The 14,620-nt window shown below is 72.1% G+C and carries 16 protein-coding genes; 6 read left to right on the top strand and 10 right to left on the bottom strand.

Annotated features, from left to right (window positions below):
* Positions 1-312: 312 nt before the first annotated feature.
* A complete protein-coding gene (locus IEY98_RS22560; RefSeq protein ID WP_189212614.1) occupies positions 313-1,254 on the top strand; it encodes a LysR family transcriptional regulator in 942 nt (313 codons plus the stop codon).
* Between the two features lie 6 nt (positions 1,255-1,260).
* On the opposite strand, the gene IEY98_RS22555 is transcribed toward IEY98_RS22560, so the two are convergent.
* The 3 genes from IEY98_RS22555 to IEY98_RS22545 form a co-directional block, all read right to left on the bottom strand.
* The gene (locus tag IEY98_RS22555; RefSeq protein WP_189212613.1) at positions 1,261-2,127 is read right to left on the bottom strand and encodes a hypothetical protein; all 867 of its coding nucleotides are present in this window, start codon (positions 2,125-2,127) and stop codon (positions 1,261-1,263) included.
* Between the two features lie 138 nt (positions 2,128-2,265).
* Entirely contained in the window at positions 2,266-2,991 is a 726-nt protein-coding gene (locus IEY98_RS22550) for a S1 family peptidase (RefSeq protein ID WP_189212612.1), read from the bottom strand.
* A 301-nt stretch (positions 2,992-3,292) separates the two neighbouring features.
* A complete protein-coding gene (locus IEY98_RS22545) occupies positions 3,293-3,718 on the bottom strand; it encodes a MarR family winged helix-turn-helix transcriptional regulator (RefSeq protein ID WP_189212611.1) in 426 nt (141 codons plus the stop codon).
* A gap of 47 nt (positions 3,719-3,765) precedes the next feature.
* Here IEY98_RS22545 and IEY98_RS22540 point away from each other — a divergent pair, with 47 nt between their 5' ends.
* The 3 genes from IEY98_RS22540 to IEY98_RS22530 all read left to right on the top strand — a co-directional run bounded on the left by IEY98_RS22540 (position 3,766) and on the right by IEY98_RS22530 (position 7,377).
* Positions 3,766-4,881: a substrate-binding domain-containing protein gene (locus tag IEY98_RS22540; protein ID WP_189212610.1), complete on the top strand. Its 1,116-nt coding sequence runs from the start codon at positions 3,766-3,768 to the stop codon at positions 4,879-4,881.
* Positions 4,882-4,972: 91 nt separating this feature from the next.
* On the top strand, positions 4,973-6,364 hold the full coding sequence (locus IEY98_RS22535) for an APC family permease (RefSeq protein WP_189212609.1): 1,392 nt from the start codon (positions 4,973-4,975) through the stop codon (positions 6,362-6,364).
* A complete protein-coding gene (locus tag IEY98_RS22530) occupies positions 6,361-7,377 on the top strand; it encodes an acetamidase/formamidase family protein (RefSeq protein ID WP_189212608.1) in 1,017 nt (338 codons plus the stop codon). The genes IEY98_RS22535 and IEY98_RS22530 overlap by 4 nt, the downstream gene beginning before the upstream one ends.
* An 82-nt stretch (positions 7,378-7,459) precedes the next feature.
* Here IEY98_RS22530 and IEY98_RS22525 read toward each other — a convergent pair whose 3' ends face one another.
* Genes IEY98_RS22525 through IEY98_RS22515 form a run of 3 tightly spaced genes read right to left on the bottom strand, consistent with a single transcriptional unit; the run spans position 7,460 to position 9,516 of the window.
* Positions 7,460-7,681: a hypothetical protein gene (locus IEY98_RS22525; protein ID WP_189212607.1), complete on the bottom strand. Its 222-nt coding sequence runs from the start codon at positions 7,679-7,681 to the stop codon at positions 7,460-7,462.
* Positions 7,682-7,738: 57 nt separating this feature from the next.
* Positions 7,739-8,410, bottom strand: coding sequence for a response regulator (locus IEY98_RS22520; RefSeq protein ID WP_189212606.1), 672 nt, complete (start codon positions 8,408-8,410; stop codon positions 7,739-7,741).
* Entirely contained in the window at positions 8,407-9,516 is a 1,110-nt protein-coding gene (locus tag IEY98_RS22515; protein ID WP_229787237.1) for a sensor histidine kinase, read from the bottom strand. The genes IEY98_RS22520 and IEY98_RS22515 overlap by 4 nt, the downstream gene beginning before the upstream one ends.
* A gap of 205 nt (positions 9,517-9,721) precedes the next feature.
* Here IEY98_RS22515 and IEY98_RS22510 point away from each other — a divergent pair, with 205 nt between their 5' ends.
* Complete coding sequence (locus IEY98_RS22510; protein ID WP_189212605.1) at positions 9,722-10,096, top strand: DUF6223 family protein; 375 nt, start codon at positions 9,722-9,724, stop codon at positions 10,094-10,096.
* 7 nt (positions 10,097-10,103) lie between these two features.
* On the opposite strand, the gene IEY98_RS22505 is transcribed toward IEY98_RS22510, so the two are convergent.
* From IEY98_RS22505 to IEY98_RS22495, 3 genes are all read right to left on the bottom strand, one after another.
* Positions 10,104-10,997: a hypothetical protein gene (locus IEY98_RS22505; protein ID WP_189212604.1), complete on the bottom strand. Its 894-nt coding sequence runs from the start codon at positions 10,995-10,997 to the stop codon at positions 10,104-10,106.
* A gap of 61 nt (positions 10,998-11,058) precedes the next feature.
* Complete coding sequence (locus tag IEY98_RS22500; protein WP_229787236.1) at positions 11,059-12,054, bottom strand: helicase domain-containing protein; 996 nt, start codon at positions 12,052-12,054, stop codon at positions 11,059-11,061.
* A gap of 10 nt (positions 12,055-12,064) precedes the next feature.
* Positions 12,065-13,033 (bottom strand): protein kinase family protein, encoded by a 969-nt coding sequence (locus IEY98_RS22495; protein ID WP_229787235.1) that lies wholly within the window; start codon positions 13,031-13,033, stop codon positions 12,065-12,067.
* A 292-nt stretch (positions 13,034-13,325) separates the two neighbouring features.
* Here IEY98_RS22495 and IEY98_RS22490 point away from each other — a divergent pair, with 292 nt between their 5' ends.
* On the top strand, positions 13,326-14,183 hold the full coding sequence (locus tag IEY98_RS22490; protein ID WP_189212602.1) for a helix-turn-helix domain-containing protein: 858 nt from the start codon (positions 13,326-13,328) through the stop codon (positions 14,181-14,183).
* A gap of 93 nt (positions 14,184-14,276) precedes the next feature.
* Here the strand turns inward: IEY98_RS22490 and IEY98_RS22485 are convergent, their stop codons facing one another.
* On the bottom strand, positions 14,277-14,492 hold the full coding sequence (locus IEY98_RS22485) for a DUF397 domain-containing protein (RefSeq protein ID WP_189212601.1): 216 nt from the start codon (positions 14,490-14,492) through the stop codon (positions 14,277-14,279).
* Between the last annotated feature and the right edge of the window lie 128 nt (positions 14,493-14,620).

The following is a 14,620-nucleotide window of genomic DNA, read 5'->3' as shown; positions in this document are numbered from 1 at the left end:
TGGCCGAGGCCATCCCCGTCCTGTTAGGGAGCAACCGACATGACGGCAAGGATGAAACGGTCTACGGTCGGCGGGCAAGGCGGTGCTGCCCGTATCCAGGACGCGCGGGTCATACGTATTTTCACAGAATCGGATACGCAGAATTCGTCCGGGAACGCCGTCGACGCAGGCTGAACAGGGCGGTCGGCCCGCCGTGTCGCGCCGGGGCCCGCCCGCTTTTCACACAAGGCGTGAACGTTCACTAGGTGCAGGCGTCCGTACCGTGGACGTCCGACCCCGGTACGACCGCCGCTGCCGACCTAGACTGCCGGGATGGAACTGGAGGTGCGGCACCTGCGCACGGTCGCGGTGATCGCCGAGACCGGCAGCCTGACCCGCGCGGCGGTCCTGCTCGGCCTGTCCCAGCCCGCGCTCTCCGTCCGCCTCCGGCGCATGGAGGAGGAGATCGGCGCGCCGCTGTTCACCCGCAGTCCCGCGGGTGTCGAGCTGACCGCGGTCGGCGAGTACGTGCTCCTGCGCGCCCGGTCCATCCTCGCCGCGATGTCCGAGCTGCGCAGCGGCGCGGCCCGGTTCGTGGAGCGGGCCAAACCGGTCATCACCGTGGGCGGGTCGGCAGGCTCGGTGCTGTTGGGGCTGGCCGAGCGGATGGGCGCGGAGCTGCCCGACGCCGACGTGCGGCTCACCATGGAGTACTCACCGCTGCTGCTGCGCGATCTGCTCGCCGCGGGCAGGCTCGACCTGGTGACGACAGTGGACTACCCGGGCTTCGAGATGCCGTCGCACCAGGCGCTGCACTGCGAGGTCCTGGCCGAGGAGCCGGTGTTCGTCGCCGTTCCCGGCTCGGACCCGCTGGCCGCGCAGGACGAGATCGCCCTCGGCGACCTCGCCGACCACAACTGGGCGGTCAGCCCGCCGAACGGCGCCGGATGGCCGGACTGCTTCCACATCGCCTGCGCCCAGCACGGTTTCACCCCCGAGGTCCCCTACACCACGCCCAACGCGGACACCGTGCGCACGCTCGTCGCGGCGGGGCGCGCGGTGGCGCCGTGCCAGCCGGTGTACTTCGGCAGCGAGGACGTGGTCGTGCGGCCGCTCGCGGGCAATCCGCTGTGGCAGCGGCACGTCATGCTCTGCCCGCGCGACGGCACGCTGGCCAAGCGGCTGCCGACGCTGGTCGACTTCGCCAGGGACGCCTACTGGTCCTTCGTCCGCGAGCACAGCCCGCACTACGACCTGCTGCGGGCCGCGCGCTGAGCCCGCTCACCACCGCCAGTCGGTGCCGATGATCCCGACGCGGCCGTCCCTGACCACGAAGCAGACGTCGCGGGACTTGCCCATCCGGACGGACTTGACAGCATGGACGGGAGCCGACGCGTTCGCCTGCCAGTAGCTCGTGCAGAACGCGGGCGGGCGGCCCTCGAAGCGGATCAGCTGGGTGTACTCGCTGACGGGCCTGCGCAGGTTGCGGAAGTAGTGCGCGATGGGCGGGGTGGCGTGGCCGCCGATCTCGTACTCCAGCACCGCGTACTCGCCGCCGCGGATCGGGCGGTCGAGGACCAGCTCGGCGACCAGGTACCCGGCGCCGGGGTCGGTGAGGACCCGCCCGACGCTCGCATAGTCCACATCGGCCAGAACGGGGACGATCCCCGGATGGTCGGACTGGTAGCCGACGACGTAGCGGGTGACCCGCCCGCCGAGGCCGCGGAGCACGATGCGGGTGCGGACACCGCGCTCGGTGCCGTGCTCGGTCACGGTGTACACGTCGTGGACCGACACCAGCGACCGGCGGCCCTCGCCCGGGGTGGCGAGCTGGGCGATCAGGTCGCCGATCGGCATCTGCTCGGCCCGGTCCACCCAGCGCCCGCGCGGGCGCGGCGGGCCGATGCGGCTGGTGAGCGTGGCCGGGGGCAGGTCGAGGACCTGTTCGAGGACGGCGACCGCCCGGCGGGACCGCTCGTTCTCCGGCTGGCGCAGGCCGCGCCGCCAGTAGCTCAGCGTGGCGTTGCTGACCGCCACGCCGTGGTCGGCCAGGTGGCGGCGGAGCCGGTCGAGGGTGAGCCCGTGCGCGGCGATCGCGGTGTCGAGCGCCCCGGCGAAGGAGCGGACCGGGTGATCGTGCGCTGACATGGGGCTCCTCCTTCGTCGGGGACCCCCATTCGTACCCGACGCCGGGGCGGAGCAACAGCCATGCCTTCGATTCATACCCGCCAAACGCCGTTGATGGGGTGGCGGGCCGGGCCCGCCACCCCATCAGGCCTCAGCGGCTCAGACGCCCGCGATGGACCTGATCCAGGACCGGTAGCGGGTGATGTTGGTGTAGGTGTTGTAGTCGCTGCGGTTGCTGGTGGACGCGACGCCCACCTGGCGGCCGTTGCCGAACATCGGGCCGCCGGAGTCGCCGCCCGCCGCGATGCCGTTGCCGTAGTACGCGCCGATGCCGACGCCGCCGTGGTAGTCGCGGCCGTTCACGGTGGCGACCTCGACGTTGGCGTACTTCAGGTAGCGGGACTGGCACGAGAGCTCGGGGTTGCACCGGCCCGTCGCGCCCCAGCCGAGGATGGTCGTGGTCTGTCCGACCCAGACGTCCGAGGTGGTGCCCAGCGGCGAGTAGGTGGTGTTGACCGACCGGTCGAGCTGCACGATGGCGAGGTCCGCGCTGGAGTGCACGGTCGTGCGCGAGGCGTAGGCGACGGTGCCGCCGGAGTACTGGTCGAGGCTGCCGATCCGGAACGACATCCCGCCGCCGACGCAGTGCCGCGCGGTCAGGATGTACCGCGGCGCGATGATGGTCGCGCTGCAGTTCTCGGTGCCGTTGAGGAAAAGCCGGGCGGCCCAGGGCGCGTTCTGGTTGTAGTAGCCGCCGTCGATGATCTGGATGCCCGCGTCGGGCGTGCCGGACGGCGGCGCGGGCTTGGCCGCGGCCGCCTGCGCCATCATGGTCATGGACGCCGCTGCCAGGACGACCGTCACCAGGGACTTGAGCAGTTTCATGGGATCGCTTTCTTTTCGCGTAGCAGGGTGTGCGCGAAACATCGCGCGACCCGGCACCGCCGGGCCACGCTGGGGACAGAGCGATTCTGCGGGCAGCGACGAAACCGTTGCAATCCGTGGACACCTAGGTGTTTTCGCGGGCGGCACTGGTTTTAACGGAGTTGGCGTCCGATCGCCTGGTCACCCCGGCCGGGGTTTGACCGGACCGGTCGAGCGGCCGGTTCCACCGCGGCGGATGCACCCGGACCGCCGCCGCTCGTCGTCGCGAGGCAGGTCGAGGCGCGGGCTGTCCTCGGGCGGATTAGGCCAGCTCGCGCAGGAGATGGGTGAGTTGGGTGACGGTGTCCGTGCCGACACGCGCGGCCAGGGTGCGTTCGTGGGCGGCGGTGAGGGATTCCAGGCGGTCGAGTTTGGCCCGGCCGAGGGCGGAGACGTGCACCGAGACGCGGCGGCGGTCCTCCTCGGACTGCGAGCGGTACAGCAGGGCCGAGTCGACCAGCGCGTCGACCATGCGGGTCAGGGTGGGGTGCGGGATCTCGACGGCGGCGGCGAGTTCGCCCATCGAGCGCTCCTGGGCGGCCAGGGCGCGCAGGACCCGCCACTGGTCGACGGTGAACCCCTCCTCCTCCAGCACCGTGCCGAGGTCGCGGACCAGGGCGCGCTGGGCGCGGGTCAGCAGGTCGACCAGGTCCCCACCGACGAGCCGGGAGGCGCGGTGACCAGCCATGACATGCCCTTCGCCGGGGGGTTGGACACCGAGCATACTGTCCGTCCATGGACTCCACAGCGGTCGTGCGCGCGGTCGTGCGCGATCCGGTCGAGGTCGCGGTGGCCGGGCCGGACGCGGGCGCGCTGCGCATCGGCCTGCTGCTGCCGCTGTCCGGCGCGCTGGGGTTGACCGGCCCGTCCGGCCTGTCGGCCGCCTCCCTGGCGGCCACCGAGCTGAACGCGGCGGGCGGGGTGCGCGGGCGGCGGGTGGAGCTGGTGCTGCTCGACGCCGGTCGGATGCCGCACGAGGTGGCCGTGGCGGCCGCGTCGATGATCGGGCTGGTCGACGCGTTTGTGGGGTTCCACACCAGCGACGTCCACCGCGCGCTGGAGGCGGCCCTGGGCGGGCGGGCGCCGTACGTGTTCACCCCGCCGCACGAGGGCGGGACGCGGCTGCCGGGCGTCGTGCTGCTCGGGGACTCCCCCGCGCGCCAGCTCGCGCCCGCCGTGCGCTGGCTGGCGGCCCATCGCGGGCTGCGCCGCTGGGCGCTGGTGGGCAGCGACTACATCTGGCCGCGCGCGGTGCACCGCGCCGCCTCGGCGATCGTGCGCGGGGTGGGCGCGGAGGTGGTCTGGCGGCGGCTCGTGCCGTTCCCGGAGCCGGGCATCGACGCCGAGGAGATCGTGGGCGCCCTTGCCCGGGTGCGGGCGCAGGCGGTGCTGGTCAGCCTGGTCGGCCGCGACCTCGCCCTGTTCAACCGCGTGTTCGCCGCGTCCGCGCTGGCCGGGCGCGTGGTGCGGCTGTCGGGGTCGCTGGAGGAGAACGTGCTGCTGGCCGCGGGCGGTGACGAGACCGGGGAGCTGTACGCGGCGATGCGGTCGTTCGCGGGCCAGGGCGACGACCGGCGGATCGCGCTGGCCGAGCGCTACCGCGGGCTGTTCGGCGGCAGCGCGCCGGTACTCGACGCCTACGCCGAGGGCTGCTACGACGGCGTGCACCTTGCGGCGGCGCTGGCCGCGGCGGGCGAGCTGACCGCGTCCGCGGCGCGGGTCGGGGCCGTCCGGCTCCTCGCCGACCCCACGGGCGGCAGGTGGTCGGCAGCGTCGCTGGGCCCGCCTCGCCCGGGCGGGTTCCTCGCCCGCGCCGACGGCCTGGAGCTCACCGTCATCACGGGCTTCTGACCGCGCCGACAAAGATCCTTCCGTCTGAAATCTTTTCAATCGGAAGGATTGTGTCTAGGCTTCGCCGCACTGTCACGGCGAGGAGGACGGCATGAGCCAGGACACGGACCTGGGGCGCTACGGCTACAAGCAGGAGCTGCGGCGCTCGCTCGGCTTTCGGGACCTGTTGATCTACGGATTGATCTTCATGGTGCCGATCGCCCCGTTCGGCATCTTCGGCGGCGTGTTCCAGGGCTCCGGCGGGATGGTCGCCCTGACCTACGCCATCGGCATGGTGGCCATGCTGTTCACCGCCAACTCCTACGCCCAGATGTCCAAGGCGTTCCCGCTCGCGGGCTCGGTCTACACCTACGCGGGCCGGGGCATCGGCGCGCCGGTCGGCTTCCTGGCCGGGTGGATGATCCTGCTCGACTACGTCCTGGTGCCCGGCCTGCTCTACCTGATCGCCAGCGTGGCGATGAACTCGCTGGTGCCCGCCGTCCCGCTGTGGCTGTGGCTGGTGGCGTTCGTGCTGCTCAACACCGCGGTCAACTACCTCGGCATCGAGATGACCGCGCGGGTCAACCGGATCATGCTGGTGGCCGAGCTGATCGTGCTCGCGGTCTTCATCGGCATCGGCGTGGTCGCGGTGGCGCAGGGCAAGGGGCAGGGCTTCAGCTTCGACGCCTTCTTCACCAGCGAGACGTTCTCCTGGCCGCTGGTCTTCGGCGCGGTGTCCATCGCGGTGCTCAGCTTCCTCGGCTTCGACGGCATCTCCACGCTGGCCGAGGAGAACCGGGAGTCCGCCCGCGCGATCGGCCGGTCGATGGTGGCCGCGCTGCTGCTGGTCGGCGTGCTGTTCGTGGTGCAGACGTGGGTGGCGGCGATGCTGGTGCCCGACACCCAGGCCCTGCTCACCGACGGCGACCCCGGCGGCACGGCGTTCTACGACGCGGCGCGCGTGGCCGGTGGCGAGTGGCTGGCGATCCTGACGGCCGCGGCGACGGCGGTGGCGTGGGGCTTCGCGAACTCGCTCGTGGCGCAGGCGGCGACCTCGCGGCTGCTGTACGCCATGTCCCGGGACCGCAGCCTGCCCAGGTTCCTGTCCAAGGTGCACCCGACCAGGCGGGTGCCGGTCAACGCCACGCTGCTGGTCGCCGCGGTCTCGCTGGCGCTCGGTCTCTACATGCAGTCCCGTGACGACGGCATCACGCTGCTCAGCTCGCTGGTGAACTTCGGCGCGATGACCGCGTTCCTGGTCCTGCACGTGGCCGTCGTGGTGCACTACGTGATCCGCAACCGCAGCCGCGAGTGGGGGAAGCACCTGATCGCCCCGGCCATCGGGTTCGCGATCCTCGCCTATGTCGTGGTCAACGCCAAGCTGGCCGCGCAGACCAGCGGGCTGGTGTGGCTCGGGGCCGGGGTGGTGCTGATGATCGCCCTGCTGCTGGCGGGTCGCGGGCTGCGGCTGTCCGGTATCGGTGGGACGGAGGAGGAGAAGTGAGCATCGAGGTCGTGCGCCTTGACCCCGCGCGGGAGCAGCTGGCCTACGCCTTCGGCGGGCGGGAGCCGCTGCTGACCGTGCTGCCGGGCACCGTGGTCGAGCTGACCACTGAGGACTGTTTCGGCGGGGCGGTGCGCACAGTGGACGACCTGCCCAGCCAGGTCTGCGCCTTCCCCTACCTCAACCCGGTGACCGGCCCCATCGCCGTCGAGGGGGCCGAGCCGGGCGACGCGGTGGCGGTGCACTTCGCCGACATCCGGCCGGTGCGCGACTGGGCCGTGTCCAGCACCTTCCCGCACTTCGGGGCGCTGACCGCGACCCACACCACGGCCATGCTGCACGACGCCCTGCCCGAGCGGGTGTGGCTCTACGAGGTGGACGTGCCCGGGGGCGTGTGCCGGTTCCAGGCGCGGGGCAGCGAGTTCGAGGTGGAGCTGCCCCTGGACCCGATGCACGGCACGGTCGGCGTCGCGCCAGCGGCGGGCGAGGTGCTGATGAGCATCAGCCCCGGCGCGCACGGCGGGAACATGGACACCCCCGAGCTGCGCGCGGGCACGACGGCGTACTTCCCGGTCAACGTGCCCGGCGCGATGATCTCCATCGGCGACGGCCACTGCCGCCAGGGCGAGGGCGAGGTCTGCGGCACCGCGGTCGAGGCGGCGATGTCCACTGTGGTCGTCGTGGACCTGATCAAGGGCGCCGCCCCGGCCTGGCCCCGGTTGGAGAGCGCGGACCACCTCATGTCGACCGGGTCGGCCCGGCCGCTGGAGGACGCCTTCCGCATCAGCCAGCACGACCTGGTGGGCTGGACGGCCAGCCTGCTGGGCCTGGACGCCCTTGACGCCTACCAACTGGTCAGCCAGGCGGGCCTGGCCCCGGCGGGCAACGTCGTGGACACGACGTACACGATGCTGGCCAAGCTGCCCAAGAGCATCCTGGGCCACGCCACGGCCTACGACGGGATCCACTCGCACCTGCGCGGGATCGCGGAGCGCTACCTGGCGGAACGGTAGCGGATCAGGCGCGGGCGGGGTTCCACGCAGGGCCGGTGCGCGCCCACGCGCCGGGGGACCCCGCCCGCTTCCCGCCGGGGTGTTACGTGCGGGCGTCGAGGTCGACGAGGGCGGCGGCGAGGCGGAAGTACTTGTTGGCGCCGAGGTCGCGCACGGTCTTGATCCCGAACGCGGCGGCGAGCTTGTCGGCGTCGGCCTCGCTCACGCCGGACAGGGCGGCGACGGGGGCGTCGAGCACCTCGCCGACGGTGAGGTCCTCGTAGGCCTTGTCGAGCTGCTTGGCGAGGTCTGCGGAGACGGCCACGGATGTCCTTCCGGTAGGGGATGGGCTTGCTGGGGTATCGGGCGAGCCCGCCCAGGGTTACAACCCATCCGCCGTGCGCGGGGTCACCAGGCCGGATTCGTAGGCGAAGACGACGAGTTGGGCGCGGTCCCGGGCGTGGAGTTTGACCATGGCGCGGTTGATGTGGGTCTTCGCGGTCAGCGGGCTGATCACCATGCGGGCGGCGATCTCGTCGTTGGTCAGACCGTGGGCGGCCAGGGTCACGGCCTCGCGTTCGCGGTTGGTCAGGTCCGCCAGCGCGGCGTCGGTGGCGGTGCGGAGGGGTTGGGCGACGAAGCGGGTGATCAGCCTGCGGGTGATCGACGGCGCGAGCAGGGCGTCGCCTCGGGCCGCGACGCGCACTGCGTGCAGGAAGTCCTCCGGGTGGATGTCCTTGACGAGGAACCCGGCCGCGCCCGCGCGCAGGGCGTGGAAGACGTACTCGTCCAAGCCGTAGTTGGTCAGGATGACGACGTGCACCGAGGCCATGGCCGGGTCGGCGGCGATGCGCCGGGTCGCCTCGATGCCGTCGACGACCGGCATCTGGATGTCGATGAGCGCGATGTCGGGCAGGTGCTGCCTGGCCAGCGCCACGCCCTCGCCCCCGTCGGCGGCCTCGGCCACCACCTCGATGTCGTCCTCGACGTCGAGCAGCGCGCGGAACCCGCTGCGGATGAGCGGCTGGTCGTCGACCAGCAGGACCCGGATCACGGCGTCCGGTCCACGGGGAGCTCGGCATGGACGCTGAACCCGCCCTCGCTGCGCGGCGCCGCGCTCAGGCTGCCCCCGAGCGCGGCGACCCGCTCGCGCATCCCGAGCAGCCCGACGCCGGGCACGGGCACCGCGTCCGGCGTGGCCCTGCCGTCGTCGTCGACCCGGACGACCAGGGCGTCGGGGCGGTGGTCGATCCGGACCGACGCGGTGGCCGCGGCGGCGTGGCGGGCGATGTTGGTCAGCGACTCCTGGACGATCCGGTAGGCGGTCCGGCCCACCGCGGCGGGCACGGCGTCGCGACGGCCCTCGACGGTCAGGGTCGCGTCGAGGCCGGTCGTCCTGGCCCGCCGCACGAGCTCCGGCACGTGGTCGAGGCCGTGCGGCGGGCTCTTGTCGTCGTCGCGCAGGGCCTCCAGGGTCGCCCGCAGTTCCCGGGCCGCCTCCCGCCCGGCGTCCCGGATGGCCAGCAGGGCGTCCGGCACCTGCTCGCCGCGCTTGTGGGCGAGGTGGACGGCGACCTCGGCCTGCAGCTTGATCACGGAGATCTGGTGGGTGAGCGAGTCGTGCAGCTCCCGGGCGATGTGCAGCCGCTCCTCGTCGGCCCGCCGCCGCGCGGTCTCCTCCCGGGTGCGCTCGGCCTCGTCCGCCCGCCGCTCGGCCTGCCGCAGCGCCTCCCCCGCCGCGCCTGCGGCGATCAGCCACGCGATCTCGAGGACGTTCCGGGACCGCGTTAACGCCTCCCCCACCAGCCAGTCGTGCGGGGAGACCAGGATCGCCAGCGGGAGCGCGGCCAACATGACCACCGACCCCACCACCGTGACGACCCGATGCCCGGCCCGCATGGTGGCGTACACCGCGAACAGATACGCGACGACCGGAACATCGAACCCGATGGCCTGGTGCCCCAGACCGCACACCCCGGTCACCGCCAACACGACGACCGGCGCCCGACGCCGCGCGGCCAGCGCCAGGCCGCCTGCCGCCAACAGCGCGTAACCGAGCGGTTCGAGGTCCGTGGCGGGGTGCTGCCCGGACAGCCCGGCGACCAGCAGACTCACCGCCACGCCGACGGCGATCACCCAGTCCCCGACCCCGATCCTCACGCCTGAACCCTAACCGGGCAGCGGCGCGGTGAACTCCCACAGAGGGACGATCAACCGCCTACTGCGAACGCAGTATCCGACCGCGTCGGCAGCAGCCGACTACCGCACCAACGGCACCCCCAAGTGCCCACAGCCGCACGACGACCGGCGCGGGCTCGGCCGGACATGATCAGCCGCATTCAGTCGGAGGAATGAGGAGAATCCCATGTCCGTCGCGTTCGTCGCACAGGTCTGCACGACGCAGGCCGAGTGCGCGTCCCAGGGTGTCGACACCTTCGTCGGGACCCCCGCGCGAATCTGGGCCAGCGTCGCCGCCCTGGTGGCACTCGCCAGCGTGGCCACCGCCTGGCTGGCACTCGCCCGACCCCGCAGGATCGGCCGGAAGGCCGCCATCGCCGCCCTGGTGGCAGGCACGGTCGCCGCCGTCAACGGCGCCGTGAACCTGGCAGTGGCCGACGGCGGCCTCGGCACCGGCAACGGAGTGGCGGGCGGCGCCATAGCCCTGGCCCTGGGCCTGACCGCCGCAACCCTGTCCTGGCGAGCCCTTGCCCGCTCCCGCACCACCGAGCCGATCAGCTGACGGGTGTTCAGGGCGCGATGAGTCCGGCGAGCCGGTCGATGCCCAGGCCGGAGGTGAGAAGCCGTTCCTTGGCGTTGCCGAGCAGGGTCCGGGTCCACGGCGTGAACCCGCCGTCGCCGACGTCCTCGAGCCCGGCGCCGAACGAGGCGCAGATCTTGAAGCACAGACCCTCGTAGTAGGAGCGCCCGCCGTCGCGCTCGGGGTAGTCCCGCACGGCGGCGATGTCCTTCAGCTCGTGCACCAGGTCGGCGAAGGCCGGGTCGAGGACCGTCGTGCGGAACTCGATCTCACCCGCTCCCAGCGCGCGCAGGGCGGCGACGGCATAGCGCGCGTGCTCGACCAGGTGCGTCTTCTCGAAACCGAGGCCGCCCGCGTCGCGGCCCGCCGAGACCATGCCCAGCAGACCGAAGTGCGCGAACATCCCCGCGCCCTCGATCCGCTGCGCCCGCACGACACGCTGGACGGCGGCGAGGCGGACCGGTGTCCGTCCGGACCGGCGGACGGCGGCCTCGAGGGCGAGCCCGTTCGTCGGGTCCGCGGCCACCTCGGTGCCGCGGGCGGTGCTCACCACGCGGTGCTGGGAGAGCCCGGCGACCGCGGAATGCGTGCCGAGCGGGGCCAGCGGCGAGAGGGTGACCCGCTCGAACTCCGCGGGCAGGGTGTCCAGCAGGACGTCCTCAACCCGCCGGAGCACGGCGAACGGCAGCGGCGCCACACCGGTGAACCGGTCGGCGCGGTAGCGGCGCAACACATCCGGCCCGCGCAACCGCGCCGCCCTGCGGCGGGCCACTTCCAGTTGCAGTGTCGTCAGGTCCGCGCCAGGCAGCCCGGCCAACAGATCGGCGGCCGCGCCGCCCGGTCCGGCGAGCAGCCGACGCAGTGGTCCGGATCGGTCTTCCATCGCACCGGTCTAACAGGTCCGCGCCCACACCGCTAACGCATTACGGACGTCTGCTCACGGATCACCCAGCGAGGGCCAGTTCCGGGGTGAGGGCGGAGGGGAGGTCTTCGCTGTGGATGACGTGGAGGGTGCTCACCGCGCGGGTGAGGGCTACGTAGAGGCGTTGCAGGCCTCGGGGTTCCGCGTCGACGATGTGGGTGGGTTCGATGACGACGACAGTGTCGTACTCCAGGCCCTTGGTGAGGGTGACCGGGGCCAGGGTGAGTCGTTCGGGGGTGTCTTCCTCGCCTAGGACGGTGTGGGACAGGCCGTGGGTCGACAGGGCCGCTTGGAGCGTGGGGATGTCCTTGTCCGCGGCGATGACGCCGACGGAACCCTCGCGCCGCAGGGCGTCCTCGAGCGTGGTGATCAGGAGGTCGAGCTGGTCGGACGCCGGGGTCCGGGTGACGTGGAGGGCGCCCTCGGTGTGGCGGAAGGACTGCGGGCCGGTGAGGTCGGGGGCGATGCTCGGCAGGAGGCGGGCGGCGTAATCGATGATCTCGGCCGGGACGCGGTAGCCGCGGTTGAGCACCTCGACGGCGCCCTTGGGCCGGTCGAGATGGGTCAGGACCTCCGACCAGTCCCGCACCGCGAACGGGCTGGTGGCCTGCGCCAGGTCGCCGAGCACCGTGCAGGCGCCCGCGACCCGGCGGGCGATCGCGCGGAAGTGCAGGGGGCTCAGGTCCTGGGACTCGTCGACCACGATGTGGCCCATCCTCGCGGGCGTGGCGACCAGGCCCGCCACCTCGTCGAGCATGGCCAGGTCCACTGTGGACCAACGCATCGACTTGACGCCTCGGGGCCGGGTGGGCAGCAGCACGGCCCGCTGCTCGTCCGCGGAGAGGATGCCGTCGGCGGCGGCGGCCAACTGCTCGGCGTCGGTGAGCAGGTCGAAGACGAGCCGGGCCGGGTCGACGGCGGGCCAGATCGCGCGCACCACCTGGCTGATGCCCCGATTGCGGCTGAGCTGGGCCAGGGTGGTCGACGCGCCGCCGCCGCGCTCCATCTGCCGGAGCACGGATCTGCGGTCAAACGACGGACGAGCGGAACAATCCGTCGATCTCCTCTGCCGGGTAGGGAACCTGCCTGCTCTCCAGCTGGAACCTGCGGTAGAACTCCGTCATCACCGCCGCGAGCGGGGCATGGCGGGTGAGGATCTCCGCGAGCTGTGGCGGGATGCCCGTGGGGCGCTCGCCTCGGGCGCAGGCGCGCAGGAACGCCCTGCGATCGTCCCCTTTGTACCCGTACAGCTCGACGATGAGCCAGGTGACCAGGTGGGTGAGGGCGTAGCAACGGTCGTAGGTCTGGTGTCGGGTGAAGAAGGCGGTCTCTTCGTCGGACAGGGTGAATCGGGAGGAGATGGCGAGGCCGTAGTCCGCGAAGTACAGGCGCTGGCCGTCCGTGAGGATGTTCTGGAAGTGGGCGTCGAAGTGCAGGAGGCCGTGGGCGTTCATGAAGGAGGTCCCGGCCGTCAGTTCCCGCAGGACCATCGCGCAGGCGCGCTCGTCGCCTGCTTTGACCTGAGCGCGCAACCAGTCGTGGAGGTTGTGCGGGATGTACTCGAGGAACAGCGCGATGCTCGCCGAGGCGTCCCGTAGGGCCTCGATGCGGGCGCGTATCCCCGCCCCGCCTCCCCAGTAGTCGACGGCCTTCTCCACGTCGGCCAGTTCCTCGGGAAGCGCCTGCCCGGCGTGCGGCAGCACCCGCCAGTGGTACATCAAGGGGAAGCCCTCGTAGTCCTGCGTCAGCACCCAGTCCGTCGTCATGGTGTGCACGGCCAGCTCCCGCCATGCGCCGAAACCCGGCCCTCCGATGAGCCCGACGCCGTAATGGCAGAAGTCCGGAAGCGCGAAGAGGTTCGCCGTGGACCCGACGTTCTCCGGCTGCCGCTCCAGATCCGTCAACGGCACCCGCTTGACGAAGACCGGTGTCCCGCCGACGTCCACCAACGCCGACGTCCCGCCGATCCCGGCCCCCAACGGCCGAGCCGCGTCCACGAGATCACACAATTCACGATCGCTACACGCGCTCAGCGCCGCGGAGACGGCCCTATGAGCATCCAGCCGCGACAGGTCACCGACGACTGCCTCCACGCGCGCATCACCCTCCCAGGCCCCCTCCGACGAAGCCAGTCTCGTCCGTTGCCCTGACAACTCGACACGGGGCCGTCGGTTTCGACCTTGACCATGACCGCCCCCGCGCGAAAGAATCACCGTGAATCAGATCGAATCATCGTGGATCGCTGGCGGTGCATCTCCGCGGCGGCAGGGGCGGAGGTGGCGGAAGCCGATGACGGGGGCGGACGGGCTGCCTGCCCGGCAGCAGCTCGCGGCGCGGTTGCGGCAGTTGCGCGAGCTGGCCGGGGTGTCGGGGCGGGACCTGGCGCAGCGCGTCGGGATCAGCCAGCCGACCGTGTCCCGGATCGAGGCGGGACGGACGGTGCCCAGCCTGCCCGTGGTCGAGGCCTGGGCCCAGGAGGTCGGCGCCTCCGAGGAGACCAGGGAGCGGTTGGCGGCCCTGGTCGAGGCCACCTACACCGAGGTGAACACGTGGCGGACGGCGTTCGGGCGCCGCGGACACCTCCAGGGCGACATCCGGGAGCAGGAAGCGGTCTCCCAGGACGTGCGCGTGTTCCAGCCGTCCGTGGTGCCCGGCCTGCTGCAGACCGCGGAGTACGCCCGTCGCGTCTTCTCCCTGTTCCAGCTCCCCTACTCCGACAAGGACCTGGCCGCCGCCGTCGCGGGGCGGCTGGAGCGGCAGGCGGCGCTGTACGAGGGCGGGCGGCGGTTCGCCTTCCTCATCACCGAGGCCGCGCTCCGGTGGCGGCCCGGCGACGCCCGGCTGCTCCTCGCGCAACTTCACCGGATCGCGTCCATCAGCACCCTGGACAACGTCTCGATCGGGCTGATCCCCCAGGACCGCGAAGCCGTCACCTTCCTGTCCCACGGCTTCGTCATCTACGACGGCGAGGGCCCTTCGGTGTCGGTCGAGACGATCCACGCCAACATCACCGTACGGGACCCCTCCGACGTCGAGCTCTACCGCGCCCGATGGTCCCTGCTCGACCGGATGGCGATCCGGGGCGACGACGCCCTCGCGTTCCTCGACCGCATCGCCGCGGACCTGCGGGCGCTGTCCGATGGCTGAGCGCGCCGCGACCCCCGCGCACCCGGCCCGCCGCGGCGACAGACCCGGCGCGCCGAGACCGCGGGTCGCGGCGCGCCGGAGCCTGGTCCCGCCTCAGAAGTCGAACTCGCCGGCCAGGACGCCGAGGGCGAAGGCGGCCCACTCCTGCAGGGTGAACCACAGGGTCGGGCCGTCGGGGTCCTTCGAGTCGCGCAGGGCCACGCCCTCGACCTTGGCCACCTCCACGCAGTCCCCACCGCCCTCGCTGAACGAGCTCTTGCGGAACGACACCCCGTCGAGCCGGATCCAGTTGACGATCTCGTTGTCCATGATTCCTCCTGTCATCGACGGCCTTCGCGCCGTGCGGGGACCACGGTGCGCGGCGGCGCAGGGCGATCGACTGGGTGATCCGCGGGGTGGACGACTGGGTGGCGCACTGCGGCCGCCGTCACCAGGAG

This window comes from Actinokineospora fastidiosa (genome assembly GCF_014648415.1).
In the GTDB taxonomy this organism is placed as follows: Bacteria; Actinomycetota; Actinomycetes; order Mycobacteriales; family Pseudonocardiaceae; genus Actinokineospora; species Actinokineospora fastidiosa.
The sequence above is the reverse complement of the archived record's forward strand: the minus strand, read 5'-3'. Positions and strand labels throughout refer to the sequence as shown.